The organism is Bartonella sp. MR100HLJHH, assembly GCF_042194215.1.
GTDB classification, from domain to species: domain Bacteria; phylum Pseudomonadota; class Alphaproteobacteria; order Rhizobiales; family Rhizobiaceae; genus Bartonella; species Bartonella grahamii.
In genome coordinates this window covers 81,111-99,574 of sequence record NZ_JBHIMR010000005.1, presented here as the reverse complement: position 1 = coordinate 99,574, position 18,464 = coordinate 81,111, and the positions used below count along the sequence as shown (strand labels likewise).

General features: G+C 38.3%; 18 protein-coding genes, 1 tRNA gene and 4 pseudogenes. 18 read left to right on the top strand and 5 right to left on the bottom strand.

The window, feature by feature from the left end; genetic code table 11:
- The first annotated feature begins 406 nt into the window (after positions 1-406).
- The 7 genes from ACFIJ7_RS04395 (at position 407) to ACFIJ7_RS04365 (ending at position 6,855) form a co-directional block, all read left to right on the top strand.
- Positions 407-1,153, top strand: coding sequence for an electron transfer flavoprotein subunit beta/FixA family protein (locus ACFIJ7_RS04395; protein WP_015856286.1), 747 nt, complete (start codon positions 407-409; stop codon positions 1,151-1,153).
- A gap of 51 nt (positions 1,154-1,204) precedes the next feature.
- Complete coding sequence (locus ACFIJ7_RS04390; RefSeq protein ID WP_375644694.1) at positions 1,205-2,125, top strand: electron transfer flavoprotein subunit alpha/FixB family protein; 921 nt, start codon at positions 1,205-1,207, stop codon at positions 2,123-2,125.
- Between the two features lie 3 nt (positions 2,126-2,128).
- Positions 2,129-3,793: a 4Fe-4S dicluster domain-containing protein gene (locus tag ACFIJ7_RS04385; RefSeq protein ID WP_375644693.1), complete on the top strand. Its 1,665-nt coding sequence runs from the start codon at positions 2,129-2,131 to the stop codon at positions 3,791-3,793.
- Positions 3,794-4,398: 605 nt separating this feature from the next.
- Entirely contained in the window at positions 4,399-5,286 is an 888-nt protein-coding gene (rsmI, locus tag ACFIJ7_RS04380) for a 16S rRNA (cytidine(1402)-2'-O)-methyltransferase (protein ID WP_375636326.1), read from the top strand.
- A 4-nt stretch (positions 5,287-5,290) separates the two neighbouring features.
- The gene (locus ACFIJ7_RS04375; RefSeq protein ID WP_375636343.1) at positions 5,291-5,659 is read left to right on the top strand and encodes a YraN family protein; all 369 of its coding nucleotides are present in this window, start codon (positions 5,291-5,293) and stop codon (positions 5,657-5,659) included.
- A 103-nt stretch (positions 5,660-5,762) separates the two neighbouring features.
- Complete coding sequence (locus ACFIJ7_RS04370; protein ID WP_015856281.1) at positions 5,763-6,008, top strand: hypothetical protein; 246 nt, start codon at positions 5,763-5,765, stop codon at positions 6,006-6,008.
- Positions 6,009-6,063: 55 nt separating this feature from the next.
- Positions 6,064-6,855 (top strand): pyrroline-5-carboxylate reductase, encoded by a 792-nt coding sequence (locus tag ACFIJ7_RS04365; RefSeq protein ID WP_375636324.1) that lies wholly within the window; start codon positions 6,064-6,066, stop codon positions 6,853-6,855.
- A 397-nt stretch (positions 6,856-7,252) separates the two neighbouring features.
- Here the strand turns inward: ACFIJ7_RS04365 and ACFIJ7_RS04360 are convergent, their stop codons facing one another.
- A complete protein-coding gene (locus ACFIJ7_RS04360) occupies positions 7,253-8,314 on the bottom strand; it encodes an Mrp/NBP35 family ATP-binding protein (protein ID WP_375644692.1) in 1,062 nt (353 codons plus the stop codon).
- Positions 8,315-8,889: 575 nt separating this feature from the next.
- Here ACFIJ7_RS04360 and rpmH point away from each other — a divergent pair.
- The 8 genes from rpmH to ACFIJ7_RS04320 all read left to right on the top strand — a co-directional run bounded on the left by rpmH (position 8,890) and on the right by ACFIJ7_RS04320 (position 15,738).
- Entirely contained in the window at positions 8,890-9,024 is a 135-nt protein-coding gene (rpmH, locus tag ACFIJ7_RS04355; RefSeq protein ID WP_005864709.1) for a 50S ribosomal protein L34, read from the top strand.
- Between the two features lie 117 nt (positions 9,025-9,141).
- Positions 9,142-9,534 (top strand): ribonuclease P protein component, encoded by a 393-nt coding sequence (rnpA, locus tag ACFIJ7_RS04350; protein WP_015856278.1) that lies wholly within the window; start codon positions 9,142-9,144, stop codon positions 9,532-9,534.
- Positions 9,524-11,362, top strand: coding sequence for a membrane protein insertase YidC (yidC, locus tag ACFIJ7_RS04345; RefSeq protein ID WP_375644690.1), 1,839 nt, complete (start codon positions 9,524-9,526; stop codon positions 11,360-11,362). The genes rnpA and yidC overlap by 11 nt, the downstream gene beginning before the upstream one ends.
- The gene (yihA, locus tag ACFIJ7_RS04340) at positions 11,359-12,003 is read left to right on the top strand and encodes a ribosome biogenesis GTP-binding protein YihA/YsxC (RefSeq protein ID WP_375644689.1); all 645 of its coding nucleotides are present in this window, start codon (positions 11,359-11,361) and stop codon (positions 12,001-12,003) included. The genes yidC and yihA overlap by 4 nt, the downstream gene beginning before the upstream one ends.
- A 138-nt stretch (positions 12,004-12,141) precedes the next feature.
- Positions 12,142-12,834 carry a glutathione S-transferase family protein gene (locus ACFIJ7_RS04335; RefSeq protein WP_208439566.1) on the top strand — a complete coding sequence of 231 codons (693 nt, stop codon included), beginning with the start codon at positions 12,142-12,144 and terminating at the stop codon, positions 12,832-12,834.
- 1,245 nt (positions 12,835-14,079) lie between these two features.
- Complete coding sequence (gene dapB / locus ACFIJ7_RS04330; RefSeq protein WP_375636318.1) at positions 14,080-14,892, top strand: 4-hydroxy-tetrahydrodipicolinate reductase; 813 nt, start codon at positions 14,080-14,082, stop codon at positions 14,890-14,892.
- Positions 14,893-14,920: 28 nt separating this feature from the next.
- Positions 14,921-15,541, top strand: coding sequence for a 2,3-bisphosphoglycerate-dependent phosphoglycerate mutase (locus ACFIJ7_RS04325; protein ID WP_375636317.1), 621 nt, complete (start codon positions 14,921-14,923; stop codon positions 15,539-15,541).
- Positions 15,542-15,653: 112 nt separating this feature from the next.
- A tRNA-Leu gene (locus tag ACFIJ7_RS04320) sits at positions 15,654-15,738 on the top strand.
- A gap of 98 nt (positions 15,739-15,836) precedes the next feature.
- Here the strand turns inward: ACFIJ7_RS04320 and ACFIJ7_RS04315 are convergent.
- Both ACFIJ7_RS04315 and ACFIJ7_RS04310 read right to left on the bottom strand, forming a co-directional pair.
- Positions 15,837-16,043, bottom strand: a pseudogene (locus ACFIJ7_RS04315) (helix-turn-helix transcriptional regulator).
- Positions 16,044-16,111: 68 nt separating this feature from the next.
- Positions 16,112-16,422: pseudogene (locus ACFIJ7_RS04310) on the bottom strand (YqaJ viral recombinase family protein); the annotation flags it as partial.
- Between the two features lie 56 nt (positions 16,423-16,478).
- Between ACFIJ7_RS04310 and ACFIJ7_RS04305 the strand changes: the two are divergent.
- Positions 16,479-16,625 (top strand): annotated as a pseudogene (locus ACFIJ7_RS04305) (phage tail protein); the annotation flags it as partial.
- Between the two features lie 168 nt (positions 16,626-16,793).
- On the opposite strand, the gene ACFIJ7_RS04300 reads toward ACFIJ7_RS04305, so the two are convergent.
- Both ACFIJ7_RS04300 and ACFIJ7_RS04295 read right to left on the bottom strand, forming a co-directional pair.
- Entirely contained in the window at positions 16,794-17,114 is a 321-nt protein-coding gene (locus tag ACFIJ7_RS04300; protein ID WP_012755081.1) for an addiction module antidote protein, read from the bottom strand.
- Positions 17,095-17,430 carry a type II toxin-antitoxin system RelE/ParE family toxin gene (locus tag ACFIJ7_RS04295; RefSeq protein ID WP_372440016.1) on the bottom strand — a complete coding sequence of 112 codons (336 nt, stop codon included), beginning with the start codon at positions 17,428-17,430 and terminating at the stop codon, positions 17,095-17,097. The genes ACFIJ7_RS04300 and ACFIJ7_RS04295 overlap by 20 nt, the downstream gene beginning before the upstream one ends.
- Before the next feature lie 104 nt (positions 17,431-17,534).
- Here ACFIJ7_RS04295 and ACFIJ7_RS04290 point away from each other — a divergent pair, with 104 nt between their 5' ends.
- Positions 17,535-18,224 carry a lysozyme gene (locus tag ACFIJ7_RS04290; RefSeq protein ID WP_375644688.1) on the top strand — a complete coding sequence of 230 codons (690 nt, stop codon included), beginning with the start codon at positions 17,535-17,537 and terminating at the stop codon, positions 18,222-18,224.
- Positions 18,221-18,447, top strand: a pseudogene (locus ACFIJ7_RS04285) (hypothetical protein). Before ACFIJ7_RS04290 ends, ACFIJ7_RS04285 begins: the two are co-directional and overlap by 4 nt.
- The last annotated feature ends 17 nt before the right edge of the window (positions 18,448-18,464 follow it).

Here is an 18,464-nt window from a genome sequence, read left to right as displayed (position 1 = left end):
AAACTTTTTTGTTAGAAATATTTTCCCCAATCTTTATCCAAAATATTTGAAAGACAGATCTTTAATTTTTCTGTCTTCACAATTTGAAGAGCAAAATCATTCCCCCATTTTTATCTTTTTCACTGTATAAAGGACCTATTGCACCATCATAAACAAAGCATAAGAAACTAAAAAAGAATATTCTCACAAGACAGGTTGATTTTTTTACTTTTTATTCAAGCAAATAAGGCAATTATAGCAATGCAAAAATATGAAGATTGAAAATAACGACGAGAAAGTACAAGTAAACGTAAAAAAAGCTTATATGAAAGATAACACAAGTTATAAATGAGACTTCATTCTAAACAATTTGGTTTCTTATGAGTATTGCTATAAACTTGTGGTCATACAAACAAAGAGGATCATTATGAAGATAATTGTCGCTGTCAAACGTGTTGTTGATTATAACATCAAGATACGCGTCAAACCCGATAGTACAGGTGTTGATCTGTCTCACGTAAAAATGTCTATGAATCCTTTTGATGAGATAGCCGTGGAGGAGGCTATTCGCCAGAAAGAATCCGGTAAAATTTCAGAAGTTCTTCTTGTTTCAATTGGCCCAGAAGCAGCCCAAGAAACTCTACGAACAGGACTTGCAATGGGCGCTGATCGCGCACTTCTTGTCACAACGGATCAAACACTTGAACCCTTAGCAATTGCTAAGGTTCTCAAAGCTATTGTTGATGAAGAAAAACCCGATATGGTCTTTTTAGGAAAACAAGCAATTGATGACGATAGCAACCAAACAGGACAAATGCTCGCAGCTCTTCTTGGTTGGGGACAGGCAACTTTCGCCTCACATCTTAACATAGAAAATGGGCATGCTACAGTTACTCGTGAAGTTGATAATGGAACACAAACCCTTTGTCTTCCCCTTCCCATGGTTATGACCGCCGATCTACGGCTCAATGAACCGCGTTACACCTCTCTCCCCAATATCATGAAAGCAAAAAAGAAAAACATTGAACAAAAATCTCTTGCTGATCTTGGCATCGATACGGAAGCACGCTTAACAATTTTAAGCGTTGAAGAGCCAAAACCCCGTCAATCCGGTATTAAAGTGGCGAATGTAGTAGAGCTTGTCAGTGCGCTAAAACAAAAGAACTGCATTTAATATTCTCACCACTAGAGTAAAAGCAACACTCACATAAAAGGGCAAAAACTTATGGCAATTCTTTTATTGGCTGATCATAATACAGAAGAAACAGCAAAAGCGCTCACCGCTGCACGCGCACTCAGTAATGATATCGATATTCTGGTTTGCGGAGAAAAAATTCAAACGATAGCGGAAAATAGTGCTAAACTTAATGGTGTGCGGCAAGTTCTTATTGCAAAAGCAGACTATTTAGCCCATCAACTTGCCGAGCCTATGGCAGATACAATTCTCACGTTAGCAAATGATTATGATGTGATCATGGCTGCATCCAGCAGCACTGGAAAAAATGTGATGCCACGCGTAGCAGCCCTTCTTGATCTTATGCAAATTTCAGATATTACCGCCGTTCTTTCACCCGATACCTTCAAACGACCCATTTATGCAGGCAATGTACTTGAAACTGTCCGTACCAATGATCATAAAAAAATTATAACAGTTCGCACAGCTTCTTTCACACCAACGCCTTCCCAAAATAATTCTGCTCCCATTAAAATAATAACACCAGCTCCCAATCCAAATCTTTCTTCTTTCGTAAAAGAAGAAACCAACAAAATTGATCGTCCTGATCTTACCTCTGCACGTGTTATTATATCAGGCGGGCGTGGTCTTGGTTCTCAAGAACAATTTATGGCACTTCTTCTTCCCCTTGCAAACAAATTAGATGCCGCTTTAGGTGCCAGCCGCGCAGCAGTTGATGCAGGCTACGCTCCCAATGACTGGCAAATTGGACAAACAGGAAAAGTCGTTGCCCCTGAACTCTATATCGCCGTTGGCATTTCCGGTGCAATCCAGCATTTAGCCGGTATAATGGATGCACAAATTATTGTTGCCATTAATAAAGATGAAGAAGCTCCCATCATGCAAATTGCCGATTACACCCTTGTAGGTGATCTCCACCAAATTATTCCAGAATTAGAGAAAGCTTTATAAGTTATGAATGCATTTCCGCATGACCAACGTGAAAGTATGGAGTTTGACATAGTCATTGTCGGAGCAGGACCTGCAGGGCTTTCTGCCGCAATTCGCTTTAAACAAATTAATCCTGAGCTTTCTGTTACAATTGTTGAAAAAGGGACCGAAGTTGGTGCACATATTCTCTCGGGCGCAGTTGTTGACCCCATTGGTATCGATACACTCTTACCAGAATGGAGAAATGACAACGACCATCCCTTCACAACCCCTGTCATCCAGGACCAATTTTTTTTTCTAAAGCCTCAAAAAGCGACACTATTGCCCAATATTTTGCATCCCAGAATCTTATCAAATAACGGATGTTATATCGTTTCGCTTGGGAGCGTCTGCCGCTGGCTAAGCAAAAAAGCTGAAGCGTTGGGTGTTGAAATCTATCCTGGTTTTGCAGCAACAGAGCCCATTATCCAAAAAGATAACGGAGCTATCATTGGTGTTCTCACCGGTGATATGGGGCTTAACAAAGATGGAACCCCTGGAAAAAATTATATGCCTGGTATGGCGTTATTGGCAAAATATACTCTGATTGCGGAAGGAGCACGCGGCTCAATTGCAAAACAACTGATAAAACATTTCAACCTTAGCAAAAATCGTGAACCACAAAAATTTGGTCTTGGACTCAAAGAACTCTGGGAAATTGATCCCCATAAACACCAACGCGGTTTAGTGCAACATTTCACTGGTTGGCCCTTAGACAATAATACCGGTGGTGGTGGCTTTCTTTATCACCAAGAAAACAATGTCATTTCTGTCGGTTTTGTTGTGCACTTAGATTACAAAAATCCTTATCTTTCTCCTTTTGAAGAATTTCAACGTTTTAAAACACATCCAAAACTCTATGAAATCTTCAAAGGTGCAAAACGTCTTTCCTATGGTGCACGTGTTATCAGCGAAGGAGGTTGGCAATCTGTACCAAAACTCACCTTTCCTGGTGGAGCACTTATTGGCTGCTCTGCTGGCTTTGTCAATGTTCCTCGTATCAAAGGCTCACACAATGCCATCTTATCTGGCATATTAGCTGCCGATAAAATCGCTACCGCTCTCACGCAAGGACGTGCCCATGATGAGGTTAAAGAAATCGAAGAACAGTGGCGAAAAGGTCCCATTGGCAAAGATCTTTATAAAGTGCGAAATGCCAAACCGCTCTGGGCACAATATGGGACAAAATATGGAATTAAACTTGCCGGTTTTGATATGTGGTGGCAACAGCTGTTCGGATTTTCCTTATTTAAAACACTCCCCCACAAAAAGGAAGATTATGCATATCTTGAACCAGCAAAAAAATTTCAACCCATTGCTTACCCAAAACCAGATGGTGTTGTAACCTTTGATCGCCTTTCAAGTGTTGCCCTTTCCAATACGCACCATGAAGAAAATCAACCTTGCCATTTAAAAATAGCCTCATTAAGAAAACAAAAAGACTCCGAATATGCAATCTATGGGGCACCTTCCACACACTATTGCCCCGCCGCTGTCTACGAGTGGCTAGAGTATAATGATCATCTGACTTATATTATCAACGCTTCAAATTGCATACATTGTAAAACATGCGATATCAAAGATCCGAACCAAAATATCACTTGGACCTGTCCGCAAGGCAATGAGGGCCCCTTCTATCCCAATATGTAATGCCCCAATGTATAATCATTGTTCATTCTCCTAAAATTGAAATATACAATTAGCCTTAAACGTTTCTAAGGTACTTATTATACTGTTAAAGCTGTAGAGAATATGAAAAAATGAAATATTTTTCTGATAAGGGCTTATATTTGATCAATAACAATACAATTAGCTGTTTATGTTTCAAAACAGGCTGTTTACATTTGCTCAGAAAAACAGTTTGGATATCAATAGAATATTTGAAAGATAGGCGTTATGGAAATAGTCTAAAAAGCTTAGCTTTTAAAAGAGCACAGCCAAGCGTGAGATGGTGGCATAGGTAAAATTGTTTTTTGGTTCTCGAAGGAAAAACTTTATAGAAAATCGTGGAGCTGATAGAATATTGGTTACATCTGGAATTTGTTTTACTAAAAAAGATAACGCGGATCAAAATAGATAATAATGTTAGATTAAGACGTTAAATATGAGATTATCTTATTGTAGTGTAATCGATTATTCGAGTAAGGTAAGCCTTTATAATGATAAAAAAATGCGCTGATAAAAATGAGCCCAAATGGCTTATGGGTATGGATAAAACTCTTGTGGTGAGGGAAATTTGATGAAAAGAAAAGAGCATGTGTGAAAAAGCATATTTTATAGGTGCGCATGCTTATTCTGCACCCGTTATAGAATCAGGGCTTTATCTTGTGGCAACGCCTATCGGAAATCTTGCAGATATTACGCTTCGTGCTTTGCAAGTGCTTGCAAGAATTGATATTTTAGCGTGTGAGGATACACGGGTAACACGTATTTTGTTGGAACGTTACGGTATTCAAAAAAAAACTTTTCTCTATCATGAATATAATGCGCAAAAAGCGGGTCCGAAGCTCTTAGCGGCTTTAGCAGAAAACAAAACAGTAGCGCTTGTTTCAGATGCGGGAACACCACTTATTTCTGATCCCGGATTTCGATTGGTGGAAGAAGCCCGTAAAGCTGGTCATAAAATTATTCCTATTCCTGGAGCATCCGCTCTTTTAGCCGCTCTTATACCGACAGGGCTTCCTACTGATAGCTTTTTTTTTGCAGGTTTTTTGAGTGCACGCAAGCTACAGCGCAGAAAACGGTTGGAACAATTAAAAGAGATTCCAGCAACTTTAATTTTTTATGAATCACCGCATCGTCTTGTTGAAACTTTACAGGATATGGTCACTCTTTTTTCGGCTGATCGACCTGCTGCCATTTGTCGTGAATTAACAAAGAAGTTTGAAACAGTAGATGTTTCCAATTTAGGGAATTTGTTGGAAAATTACAGAAAACAAGCACATATTCGTGGGGAAATTGTTGTGCTTGTTGGAGAATCATCCTCTTCTTTAAATGTGATAAGTGATCAAGAAATTGATGAAATGCTATTAGAACGCGCGCAGACACATTCTGCTGCTCAAGCAGCAGCTTTGGTTGCAAAAGAGACCGGTTTTAAAAAGCAGGAACTTTTTCAGCGGTTAGTTTTTTTAAAAAATGCGTAAGATGATACAAAAAAAACGCAGACAAAAGTCTTTTTATCGAGGGATCCGTGCAGAAAAATTGGCAGCTTGGTGGCTACGTTGTAAAGGGTTTCACATTGCCGAAATGCGTTTTAAAACAAAATGTGGGGAAATTGATTTAATTGCACGACGTGGAAATCTTGTGTTAATTGTTGAAGTTAAAGCACGTTCAACGTTGGCTGAAGCAATGGAAGCGGTTTCCCGAATGAATGAAAAGCGAATTGAGGCAGCAGCCGATATTTGGCTCGCACGGCAAAAAGATTATGCCCTTTTATCTGTACGCTTTGATTTGATTGCAATTTTACCTTGGCGTTGGCCACAGCATATCCCTGCATTTTTTACATCTAATCAATAAGAGGCAGCCCCCATTTTAACCATACTCAATAAAAAACATTTCGTTTTTATGTGCATATGCGTTAAAAAGTGTGTAACCGTTTGAGCGCTATAAGGAGTGAAATATGGATGATTATGAAAAGTTTGCAACAGGTTTACTCATTGTTTTTGGAGCGCTGATTATTGGTGGTTTAATGGCAATGCATATTGTACTTATGAATAAACCAGGTTTTTTATTTGCATTAGCCGCAGCTGTTGTTGGTTGGTTTTCTGCTTTTGCCGTTCTCTTTGACAAACCAAAAATCTATTTGGGCTTGATTATTCTTGCTATGATATGTGTTGCCTCTTCAATTAGCGCTTATGTTAGTTAAAACACCTGAAATGTTGATTGAGATTCCTTTTAAAATATAAAACTGAGAAATAGAAATGAAACTTGGCTTTTTGGGAACGGGTACAATCAGTGCTTCAATGGTGAATGGACTCATGACAAGCACCTTTGATGTTTCTTCCATTATTGTTTCACCTCGCAATGCACAAACAGCAGAGCGCCTTTCAAACACTTATGATAAAGTTATAATTGCTGAAAATAACCAAGCGTTGCTCGATATTAGTGATTGTGTTTTTCTTTGCTTGCCCAACCAAATTGCAGAAGGCGTTTTGCGCTCTCTTCATTTTCGTCCAGAACAGCTGGTTATTTCCGTACTTGCTATGGCAAAAGCAGCAGAAATAGAAGAGTGGATTAATCATAAAGTTTATCGTGCTGTTCCATTACCTTTTGTTGCAGAATGCAAAAATTTGACACCAGTCTATCCCGATCATCCCTTTTTACGCACTTTATTTGATGCATTGGGGGGCACATTGGTGCTGGATAAGGAAGAGCAATTTAATCTTTTTATGACAGCTGGTTCTCTGATGGGAGTATATTTTAATTTTATAGAAACAGCCCATCAGTGGTTTATAACACAGGGGTTAAAAAAACAGCAATCAGCAGAATTCCTTACCATGATGTTTGGAAATCTTACGGATGAAATGCGTAAAATTATAGCAACGAATCGTTCTGCATTTCTCGATTTTGCACTGCTTGAAAAAGAGTTTTCAACAAAGGGTGGAACAAATGAATTTTTGTCAAATTACTTTTCTCATCAAGGGGGAAGGAATGCTTTAACAACGGCTCTTGAGGCTACTTTGCAAAAAATGAATGCTTCTAAAAAGACTTGACCAACATTTTTTTATCATCTCAATAAGAAAGAGCTAAATGTTGAAGATTTATATCAAGAAAACTCATATCGAAAAATGCTTTTTACACCTGAAAAAGATACCATCTTATGAAAAGAATTGATTTTTAAAATATTTTTTACAACCTTTTACAATTTTTCTAAATTATTTTTATTTTCTGTCTTCTTCTTTTATCCTCAATACCAATATTTTTTTCTACCTCATGGCTCTATCTCTTCTAATTTGGGTCCCCTTCAGGTTATCCAAACGCATGAATAATTTTTTGTTTATTTAACCTATATACTCCACTCACACATTAAAACCTCCCCTTACAAAGAAGCAACTATTTTTACGTCTTCCATGATTGTGTTTTAATAAACTTTCTCAAACAAATATCCATTTAAAAGAGTTGATTTTTTATTTGATCAACAATTTTACGATACAGTTTAGTATGCTCTTTACTAGGCTTAGCAACAAAAATAGGGATCCCCTCATCTGAAGAAAATCGTAAAGCTGCATCAAGCGGTATTTCCGCTAAGAAAGGGACTTCTCGACGTTCCGCTTCTGCCCGTGCACCACCATAGCCAAAAATATCATAGCGTTTTCCCGTATCAGGAGCGATAAAATAACTCATATTCTCAATAATTCCTAAAATAGGAACATTGACTTTCATGAACATTTCTATTGCTTTACGCGCATCCACTAAAGCAAGATCTTGGGGCGTAGAGACAACTAACGCACCTGTTAATTGTACCTGTTGTGCAAGCGTTAGTTGTGCATCCCCTGTACCGGGCGGCATATCAACGACTAAAACGTCCAGAGGTCCCCATAAAACGTCTCGTAACAATTGCGTTACCGCTGCCATAACCATAGGACCACGCCATACTACCGGCTTTTCTTCCTCAACCAAAAATCCCATCGACATCAATTTAAGTCCGAATTTTTCAAGAGGTTGAATCTTTTTTTCTCCAATGAGCTGTGGTTTTTGATTAACAAGTCCTGTCAAACGCGGCAAAGATGGACCATAAATATCAGCATCCATCACCCCCGTCTTGAAACCAGAATCTTGTAAAGCTAAGGCGATATTTATTGCCATCGTAGATTTTCCGACCCCTCCTTTTCCAGAAGCAACAGCAATCACATGCCGCACACCTTCTATGGGCATTTTGATAGGTAAGAGATTTGCTCTCCGTCTAGGTGCTGCCTTTGTTGTTTTTTCTGCTGTAAGTGTGATAACAACAGATTCCACTCCCTCCAAAGCACATACCATCTTTTCAGCAGAACGACGCAATGATTCCCATTCTTGCACACCTCCATCAGGAACTGTAATGGAAAAAAAAACCTTACCATCAGCAATCAATATTTCTGAAAGAAGCCCCAACGACACAATATCACTTTCAAGATCTGGTCCTTTAATTTTACGTAATACGTTGCGGACAGCCTCACTTGTAATAGAATCCACGTTCTTTCCTCTCTATAAAAATACCAGCAAATATAAGCATAAGAACGAAAAATACTTACAGGTTCATCACCTGATAATTTTCTACTTTACTCAAAATTATAAAGTATAAATTACTTATATCTTTTCTCTTTAAAAATATGAAACCATCCTTAAATAAAGAATCTCAAACATAAAATCTGCTATAAAATCCTATCAATCGTGTTTGTCTACAACCACTTTAATGAATGTTCTGATAAAAATTTTAATATTAAAGGATACTTTAAATTGAGTATACAATAATCAGTCACACTTTCTTTAATTCTTTAACGCCCTAGTCATTTATTTTCTATAGACTCAATCGTTATTTCTGACACTCTTACAATATCGTAAAAAAGTATCACAGACAATTATAAGGTGTTTTGTATTCTTTCAAGAGCGAGAAAAACAATCTAAGAGAAAAACAATCTAAGATTGACTTTTTTTATATTTTTCCTTATGGGTTAACAGCCGTATGATAGGATAAAATCGTTCATCTCGCGCATAACTGCTCATAAAACGAAGATTAAGAAGGGCCGCACTCCGCGGTATTTAAATAAATGAAACGTACTTACCAACCCTCTAAACTTGTCCGTAAACGCCGCCATGGGTTTCGTGCACGCATGGCTACAGCTGGAGGACGTAAAGTTATTGCTGCAAGACGTGCTCGTGGACGTAAGCGGCTCTCTGCTTAACCATTTAAATTTTCACAACCGTTGAGGATTGCTCACCGTTTCTTCGTTGTGAAACTTTTGTTATGAACCTCTAATGCCTGCTTGCAGGCATTTAGTGAAATTGCGAAATGTTCTTTTATGAAGAAAAAACATCCCTGCCGTATTCGCAAAAGAGCAGACTTTTTGGCTGTCCGTACAGGAGAAAAGCGGCGTGGTCCTTTATTTTTGCTCGAAGTTAAATCTCGTGAACAAACAACAGAAAGAAAAGATTCTCTTGTTGCACGTGTAGGCTTCACTGTTACTCGTAAAAACGGTAATGCTGTGAAGCGTAATCGTATCAAAAGGCGCTTGCGTGAAGCCGTAAGAGTTGGTGTAACAAACCACATGGAAGCAGGAACAGACTATGTCATTGTAGCATATCGTGATGCGTTACATGCGCCTTTTACATCCTTAATTAGTGAATTAAATCGGCGAATAAAACCAAAAATAAAACATCAGCAACAACAACAAGGGTGTACGGATGGAATATAACCGCAATTTCTTTATCGCTATTGGCTTATCTTTCGTAGTGCTCATCGCATGGCAATTTCTTCATGTTGCTCCCAAACAAGCAAAGTTACAAAAACAACAAGTCATCACACAGCAATTGTCAAAACAACAATCAACCCTTTCTACTACCACGACGAATTTTTCTGACGATACCTCAACGCATCAAGCAACATCTATCATCGAACAGCCAATGACACCTGAGATCCGGAAAGCTGTATTGGCCAAAACAAAGCGTATTGCGATCAAAACCAATGAACTGGAAGGCTCTATTAATCTTGTTGGTGCACAATTTGATGATCTTCACCTCAAAAAATATCGTTTAACAGTCGATAAAAAATCACCGGAAATCGATTTGCTGAATCCTAAGGGTTTCAAAACGACCTACCTTGCTGAATTTGGTTTTGCAAGTGCATCTTTACCAGCAAAAGCTTTGCCACAATCGGATACACAATGGCAAATAGAGGGAAACAATACAATCCTGACTCCTTCAACACCCATCACTTTAATTTATAATAATGGACAAGGACAGATCTTCCGGCGTATTCTTTCTGTTGATGATCATTTCATGTTTACCATTGAAGATTCTATCAGCAATGAAAGTGATCAACCAATATATCTCTCGTCCTATGCCCGCGTTGCACGTGCAGCACCACCAGAACATACAAATGCAACCTATTTACTTCATGAAGGTATGATAGGTATTGCAGGAGATTCGCTCAAAACTGAAAAATATAAAACCTTAGCAGAGCTTGACCCGAATCCTGATAATGGGCAAAAGAGCATGACTTTCTCAAAAGTAACAGGAGGTTGGATTGGTATTACCGATAAATATTGGGCTGTAGCAGTTATTCCCCCGCAAAATAAAGAATATACAAGCCGTTTTATTTATTTTGATCGTTTGCAAACGCATTATCAGTCTGACTTGCTAGGATCGCTTTTAACGATTGCCCCAAATGAAACAAAAACTATTACAAATCGTCTTTTTGCTGGTGCAAAACAAGTTGAAATTATTAATAACTATCAAAATGACCTAAAAATCAAAAAATTTGCTCTTTTAATTGATTGGGGCTGGTTTGATTTCATTACCAAACCAATGTTTTCTCTCATTGATATTCTTTATAAACAAACAGGAAATTTTGGTATAGCCATCCTTCTTGTCACAGTGCTCTTAAAAACTCTTCTTTTTCCTCTAGCCAATAAATCTTACAAATCTATGGCACGCATGAAGCTTCTACAACCGCGGTTGCTAGAAATAAAAGAAAAATATCCCGATGATCGAACCAAGCAACAACAAGCAATAATAGAACTATATAAAACCGAAAAAATTAATCCCCTTGCAGGTTGTTGGCCAATGTTGGTTCAATTCCCAATATTCTTTGCTCTTTATAAAGTTCTCTATATAACCATTGAAATGCGCCATGCCCCTTTCTTTGGCTGGATTAAAGATTTAGCGGCACCTGATCCAACTTCTCTTTTTAACTTGTTTGGTCTCTTACCGTATACAACGCCAACATTTCTTATGATTGGTGCATGGCCTTTGATTATGGGAATAACGATGTTTTTACAAATGCGTATGAATCCCGCTCCTCAAGACCAAACCCAAGCGATGATATTCACATGGATGCCTGTTGTCTTTACTTTTATGCTCGCCTCTTTCCCTGTTGGTCTCGTCATCTATTGGGCATGGAACAATATATTATCAATCATTCAGCAAGGTATCATGATGAAGCGCCAAGGAGTGAAAATTGAGCTTTTTGATAATCTGAAAGCCATGTGGAGAAGATCACCCAAAAAAGAAGTGCATAAATGACAAGAAATTCTTCCCTTTCTGGAATTTTTTCTCGCAATTGGATTTTTATTCGTGGTGTACCAGCGATACGCTTTCTTCCCCCTGAAGGACCACCAGAAATTGCATTTGCAGGACGTTCCAATGTTGGAAAATCATCTTTAATAAACGCACTCGTCCAACAAAAAAGCTTAGCACGCACCTCAAATACACCAGGACGGACTCAAGAGCTTAATTATTTTGTTCCCGATGGCTTCAGTGGGCAGCTAGGAGATCTTCCCCCTCTAGCATTAGTAGATATGCCTGGTTATGGTTTCGCTGCTGCTCCTAAAAATCTGGTTGATGCGTGGACAAATTTGATTTTTAGCTATTTACGGGGGCGCACAACATTAAAACGTGTATATATTTTAATTGATTCACGGCACGGAATCAAAAATAATGATGAAGATGTTCTTGCTCTCCTTGATAAAGCAGCCGTTTCTTATCAAATTGTTTTGACAAAAAGCGATAAAATCAAATCAAATGCCTTGGAAAAATTAATTATGAGCACACAAACAAAGCTTCTCAAACGTCCGGCAGCTTATCCTGAGCTTCTTGTAACCTCTTCAGAAAAAGCTCTCGGTTTAGAAGAATTACGTGCTGCCATTTTGCAAACCATCGCATAAAAGAACAATTGCTATTATTAACAATTTATTAATTATAATTACTAGCAGCTGCTAATGATCTTGTACTTCTAGTCAAGCATCTTTATAAAAATGATTACTTGAAAGAATTCTCATCAACTCTATTTGATAGTGTAAATTATGCTGACACTTTTTCACTCTCCCCTATCCGCTGCCTCGCGCTTCATACGCCTCATTCTTGGGGAATATGGTGTAACCACTCAACTGATTGAAGAATATGAATGGGCAAGAAGACACGAATTTCTAGCCCTCAATCCCGCTGGTCATGTTCCTGTTTTTCTCGATGAACACGAGGTTCCATTATCAGGTCCTCTTGTTATCTGCGAATATTTAGACGAAACACATGGAAGTTTACGACAAGACAATAAGCTCTTTCCGGAAAATCCTTTAGATCGTGCGGAAGTACGCCGTCTCAATGACTGGTTCTTAAATAAATTCGAAAATGAAGCAACGCGCCATATCGTACGAGAACGAATCCATAAACGTGAAATGCCACTTGCCATTGGTGGTGGTGCTCCTAATTCACAAATTTTACGCAATGCACGTGCCAATATTTTACCACATATGAACTATCTCAACTGGCTCTGTGCCTCTCGCGATAGCTTAGTCGGTTCTGCCTTGTCCTATGCAGACCTAGCAGCAGCAGCCTCTATTTCTGTACTTGACTTTCTAGGGGAAATTGACTGGGAACAATCTCCTGCTGCCAAAGACTGGTATATGAGAATTAAATCACGCCCTTCTTTTCGTTCTCTTTTAACAGATCGCGTCCGCGGAATTGTTGCAAGTGCTCACTATGCAGATCTTGATTTCTAGCCTTCTCCCACAAACAAAAGTAAAAACGATATTTTATCTAAAGGATATTTATAGGCTTATGAATTTTTATGCATGCGTATAAACAATACGATAATACATTGATTTAGAATCATATTAAACAGAGAATAAGCCCCCCCATAATATTTTCTTATTTTATCCCCCCTTATAATGCATGAAAAAATCACTTTCTTGACGTGTCACAAAAAAGATTAGCATAGGAATAATAAGAAAGGATTTTAAAGACTCTCTTTAAATATAAGAGCTGTAGCATCACTGGAAGCTAGGAAAATGAAATAACAATACTTAACGCATGTTATCCTCCATTCTCCCCAATATATGAAAAAACGCATTGCATAACATATATACTCTTTGCTCTATAATAAACAAAGCCTCATCATGCGTTTTTACAACATAACAATTTTTTCAACTGACTTTCCTAAAAGATAAAGAATCCGACAAACTCTCGTGTGTAAACAATCCAACTTCTTGTTGTCCCCTTATTTCTACACCTCTTTTACGTGATTTTATTTATGTGTAACCTATTGATGTACAACGATAAATAATCGTTTTTTTTTAACTTGAATCATCAATTCCAAATACCTTTTTCTCATTACCTTCATCAAATTTGAAACAATCAAAATCGCTTGCTTATGCGTCACACATGGAATTGGTTCGTGAAAAAATATTAAAGAAAAGAATGGAAATGCCTAAGTGCCAAGGATTGTTAAAACATTAAAGGCTAACAAAACATACGGTAGTGCTAATTTTCTCTTTTATGAAGCATAAAGATAGTGGCGCAGAATAGATTTTATATTATTCATGGATACTCTCTCGTGATACCACTCACGAGCACTATCATAAAATAGTTTAGAAGTATTGAGAAATATTTCTTTAAGACAAGCGCATGAATTGACAACATAAGTGTATTTGTTTGGGAGATCTTGTTTTGCATGAAGAACGCCCCTCCCCTTAAAGAACGAAAGAAACAAAAACGTGAAGTAATACACAATCTTCATTAGGTTTCATAAGCAAACCTTATTTAGGAATATTCATCACACACTCTAACGAAAAACATCTCTATTTAAATTTGTAGATCTTATATTACTTTCTCTAAACAACAGTGTTTTACAGCACAAGAAGATAAATTAAAGCAGGAAAAATTTTTTCCTATAAAGAAAAAGAACCATTGGAAAGAAGGCAAGAATTTGCCTATACTGCACAGTGAAGTGTCATAAGGAGATAAGAATGCGCCTTACAGTTGTTGGTGCAAATGGAAGAATGGGACGTGAACTCATTACAGCAATACAACAGAGGAGAGATGTAGAGCTTTGTGCTGTTCTTGTACGCAAAGGCTCACCGTTTGTAGGAAAAGATGCCAGTGCCTTAATTGGTTCAGATTTTCTTGGAATTGGCATTACTGACGATCCTGAAAATGCCTTTTCTAACACAGAAGGTATTTTAGATTTTTCTCAACCAGAAGCCAGTATTCTTTATGCTAACTACGCTGCTCAAAAAAGCCTTGTCCATATTATTGGCACCACAGGATTTAGCAAAACAGAAGAAGAAAAAATTGCAGATTTTGCGAAATATACAACAATTGTCAAATCCGGAAATATGAGCCTTGGAATAAATCTTTTGGCCAACCTTGTAAAGAAAGCCGCTAAAGCATTAGGCGCCGATGATTTTGATATCGAAGTTTATGAAATGCATCACGCGAACAAAGTTGACGCCCCTTCTGGAACAGCCCTTCTTCTTGGCCAAGCAGCAGCTGAAGGGCGCAATGTTATGCTTAAAAATGTGCGTGTCAACGAACGCAATGGTCATATAGGTAAACGCGAAAAAGGCTCCATTGGCTTTTCTTGTTCACGTGGTGGAACAGTTGTTGGAGAACACAGTGTCATTTTTGCCGGTTCCCATGAGCGCATTATTCTTTCACATACAGCGCAAGAACGCTCTATCTTTGCCAATGGCGCATTAAAAGCAGCTTTGTGGGCAAAAAATCATGAAAACGGTCTTTATTCCATGCTCGATGTTTTGGGATTGAACGATGAATTTTAAACAATCAATAGAATAGAGGCAATTCATAATGGAACGCATACTTGTACTAATTCGTCATGGACAAAGTGAATGGAATCTCAAAAACCTTTTTACCGGTTGGAAAGATCCCGATTTAACAGAAAAAGGTCATGCAGAAGCGATAGCAGCAGGAAAAAAACTGAAAGAATATGGTTTGAAGTTTGATATCGCTTATACATCTGCCTTACAGCGTGCTCAAAAAACGGCTCAGTACATTTTAGAGCAAATGGGACAATCAGATTTAGAAGTGATAAAAAATCCCGCATTAAATGAACGTAATTATGGTGATCTTTCTGGTTTAAATAAAGATGAAGTACGCCAACAATGGGGGCAAGAGCAAGTGCAAATGTGGCGCCGCTCTTATACGATTGCGCCTCCGAATGGAGAAAGCCTACGCGACACCGGTGCGCGCATCTGGCCTTATTATCTTTACCATATCCAGCCTCATATTTTGCGCTCCCAAACTGTTTTGATCGCAGCGCATGGAAACTCTCTTCGTGCTCTTATTATGGCGCTTGAAGGTCTCTCCGGTGAGGAAATTATATCTCAAGAATTAGCGACCGGCATTCCTATTATTTATACATTTAATCCGGATTCAACAATTTTATCAAAGACAGTTCTCACACCTTAAACTTCTAAAATCATGATCTCCCAAAAAATTTAATTCAATCGTTTTAAGCAAAAAAATAAATTCTATAATTTCATTGACAGAATTGCTTCATACGCTTAGATCAATTTTATGAGCCCAGATGGCGGAATTGGTAGACGCGCAGGTTTCAGGTACCTGTGCCGCAAGGCGTGGAGGTTCGAGTCCTCTTTTGGGCACCATTTTCATATTTAATGTATTGAAATACATAGATTTTTTCTTTAAATAACCATTTTAAGACCACCTTTTGAACCGCCTTCTACGGTTTATACAACTTTACCTAATTTACTCCTATTTGCTCCTTATTTTTCTTTGGAGTGACGGTTAAGATCTTCTTTCTTTCGTCCACCTCACTGCTCTACCTAGCTTATATAGTTCTGGAAATACCCCTTTGAAGTACCCAATTACAAATCGTGGTTGTGGATACACTAAAAAGCTTTGCACATTCACGGGTTGTTACATATCTATCTCCATCATCAAATATCATCTCATTACCTTTCTCTTTTTTATGTTATACAAATGGGCGGGGGTGTTGGGGGAAGAACCCCCATAGGTTTAAGCAGCTTTTGTTAAAATCTTTTGCATCTCTTGTTCTATTTCCGCTAAGAAGGTTTCAACAGTTTTATTGATCTCTTCAATGTGTTTCTCATCACGGAGGATGCGTTTGATTTTCATTCTCAAACCAGTAGATTTACCTACAAAGTTTGGATTATAGCTAATGAAATCACACCATTTGCGTCCTGTGCATACCATTTGGAATTGCATCTGCGCGTGATATTCAGGCTTGATTTCGTCATACACAAAAAACGAAGATGGGTCGTTGATTGTGGACATTTGACTTCAATTAAACCGTCTTCTCCAATAAGCTCCTTTTGTAAAGGTGAATCGTGATGGAAAAATCAATTGGACGCGCAGTTCCAACAATGAACAAACCATCACAACAATTATCCGCGAAAACGGTTATCGTCTTTGGGGCAATCGCACTCTTTCAGGCGATATAAAATTTGCTTTCTTATCGGTGGTGAGAACCGAGGATATGATCAATGACGCCATTTTGCGCGGGCATCTATAGGCTGTCGACCGCAATATCAAAAAAACTACATGAGTGACGTGAGTGAAAGCGTCATCCATATGGATAAAGAGGATACATGATAGGTTATAAACCAGATGTAGAGCCCCTCATTAAAAAGGTTGCTTAAGTACCTTCCTTCCCCCATCTTTAAAAGTGGGAAGCAGATCAAGCTGCTTCTTCTAAAGCCGCTTGTTCCTTACAATTATTTTGGATAGACGTTAAGCTAATCTGCAAATTTAAAGCACTCAAAACACTGAGAAAAGTAGAAAGTCGTGGGTCACCCTTGTCGCTTAAAGAACGATAAAGAGACTCTCTTGATAACCCTGTATTTTGAGCGATTTTACTCATTCCTTGATTTTTCACTATTATGCCAAGAGCATGCGCAAGATACTTGCTATCCTTGCTTTCAAGAGCATCTTGTAAAAGAATTTTCTGAGTCTCAGGCGTTTTGAAATATTCCCTTGTATCAAACTTGGTGATTTCCATTTTTTATTTCCTTTACTAATTGAAGAGCTTTTTCAATATCTTTTTGCTGAGTAGATTTATCGCCGCCATTAAGTAACAAAATAATCTCTTTTCCTTGTTTGAAAAAATAAACACGATAGCCTAGTCCGCGATTTATTTTTAATTCTCCAATTCCACGAAAGAATTTTGCGTTACCAAGAAATCCTGTTTCTATTCTTGCAATCCATGTAACAACATGTGCTTGCGCAATCTCATCTTTTAAATAATCTAGCAATTTCATAAAGTATTTTGTTTTGTACACTGTAAATAGTTGTGTCTTATCAGATACAGAATAAATACTGTCAAATACATTATTTTGTTCCAGTGAAAAAGCTACATAGGTTTTAACAAGCCATCCTTTCGAATGAGAAAGATGTCAATTTTTTAATCCAGCTCTGCTTTTTGCGAAGCTTTTTTTATGAAGAAGCATATGCGAAAATATCATCAGAAGGACTAGCACTTATCAAACAATGGGAAGGTTTGCGTTTGAACGCCTATAAAGATGCCATTGGGGTGTGGACAATAGGTTATGGACATACAAACAGTGCTGGAAAACCTTTTATTTACGAAGGCATGACAATCACTGAAAAGCAAGCAGAAGAACTTCTTTGCCAAGATTTAAGACAATTTGAAAATGTCGTTGAACGCGCTGTTACAGTTTCATTAACGGATGAACAATTCGCGGCGTTAGTGTCTTTTTGCTATAATGTAGGAACAGGAGCCTTTTGTAACTCGACACTGTTAAAAAAGCTCAATCAAGGTGAATATGAAGCTGTCCCTGCAGAACTACAGAAATGGACCAAAGCAGGCGGAAAGCGTCTTGAAGATCTAGCACACCGGCGTGCGGCAGAAACAGGCTTATGGGCTAAAGGGGCTTATGTTTCCTCCAATCATCAAACAGTAGAAACGCAAGCACCAACGGGGGTTTTCAAAGCAGAAGCTCTTGCACCGATTATTGGCTCTTTTTCAGGTCTTGGCGGCTTGTTAGCAGGCAATGGCCCCATCCAATGGGCTTTGGCAACCATCATGGTTTTAGCCGCATGTGCTGGTATTTTCTTTGTTGCTAAACGCTTTCAGGAGCACCGTCTATGATCTTATGGATAAAAGAAATCTGATGCTAACAGGCGCGGCTTTAGCCGCTTTTTTTATGATTTTAGCAAGAGCTTTTACCCTTGGTAAAAAGAGTGAACAGCAAAAGCAAACGGAAAAAGCTTTAAAAGCAGCCACAACACGTCTGGAGGTGGAAAGTGAAGTTAATCAAAAAAGTGATGCTGATGTGCGTGCTGCTCTCTCTGACTGGTTGCGCGACAAATAAATATGTTTCTTCTTATG

What these genes read in the sequence shown, in the direction of transcription:
- ACFIJ7_RS04395 (WP_015856286.1), top strand. Translation starts at nt 407, where the DNA reads ATGAAGATAATTGTCGCTGTCAAACGTGTTGTTGATTATAACATCAAG.
- ACFIJ7_RS04390 (WP_375644694.1), top strand. Translation starts at nt 1,205, where the DNA reads ATGGCAATTCTTTTATTGGCTGATCATAATACAGAAGAAACAGCAAAA.
- ACFIJ7_RS04385 (WP_375644693.1), top strand. Translation starts at nt 2,129, where the DNA reads ATGAATGCATTTCCGCATGACCAACGTGAAAGTATGGAGTTTGACATA.
- rsmI (WP_375636326.1), top strand. Translation starts at nt 4,399, where the DNA reads ATGTGTGAAAAAGCATATTTTATAGGTGCGCATGCTTATTCTGCACCC.
- ACFIJ7_RS04370 (WP_015856281.1), top strand. Translation starts at nt 5,763, where the DNA reads ATGGATGATTATGAAAAGTTTGCAACAGGTTTACTCATTGTTTTTGGA.
- ACFIJ7_RS04365 (WP_375636324.1), top strand. Translation starts at nt 6,064, where the DNA reads ATGAAACTTGGCTTTTTGGGAACGGGTACAATCAGTGCTTCAATGGTG.
- rpmH (WP_005864709.1), top strand. Translation starts at nt 8,890, where the DNA reads ATGAAACGTACTTACCAACCCTCTAAACTTGTCCGTAAACGCCGCCAT.
- rnpA (WP_015856278.1), top strand. Translation starts at nt 9,142, where the DNA reads ATGAAGAAAAAACATCCCTGCCGTATTCGCAAAAGAGCAGACTTTTTG.
- yidC (WP_375644690.1), top strand. Translation starts at nt 9,524, where the DNA reads ATGGAATATAACCGCAATTTCTTTATCGCTATTGGCTTATCTTTCGTA.
- yihA (WP_375644689.1), top strand. Translation starts at nt 11,359, where the DNA reads ATGACAAGAAATTCTTCCCTTTCTGGAATTTTTTCTCGCAATTGGATT.
- ACFIJ7_RS04335 (WP_208439566.1), top strand. Translation starts at nt 12,142, where the DNA reads ATGCTGACACTTTTTCACTCTCCCCTATCCGCTGCCTCGCGCTTCATA.
- dapB (WP_375636318.1), top strand. Translation starts at nt 14,080, where the DNA reads ATGCGCCTTACAGTTGTTGGTGCAAATGGAAGAATGGGACGTGAACTC.
- ACFIJ7_RS04325 (WP_375636317.1), top strand. Translation starts at nt 14,921, where the DNA reads ATGGAACGCATACTTGTACTAATTCGTCATGGACAAAGTGAATGGAAT.
- ACFIJ7_RS04300 (WP_012755081.1), bottom strand. Translation starts at nt 17,114, where the DNA reads ATGGAAATCACCAAGTTTGATACAAGGGAATATTTCAAAACGCCTGAG.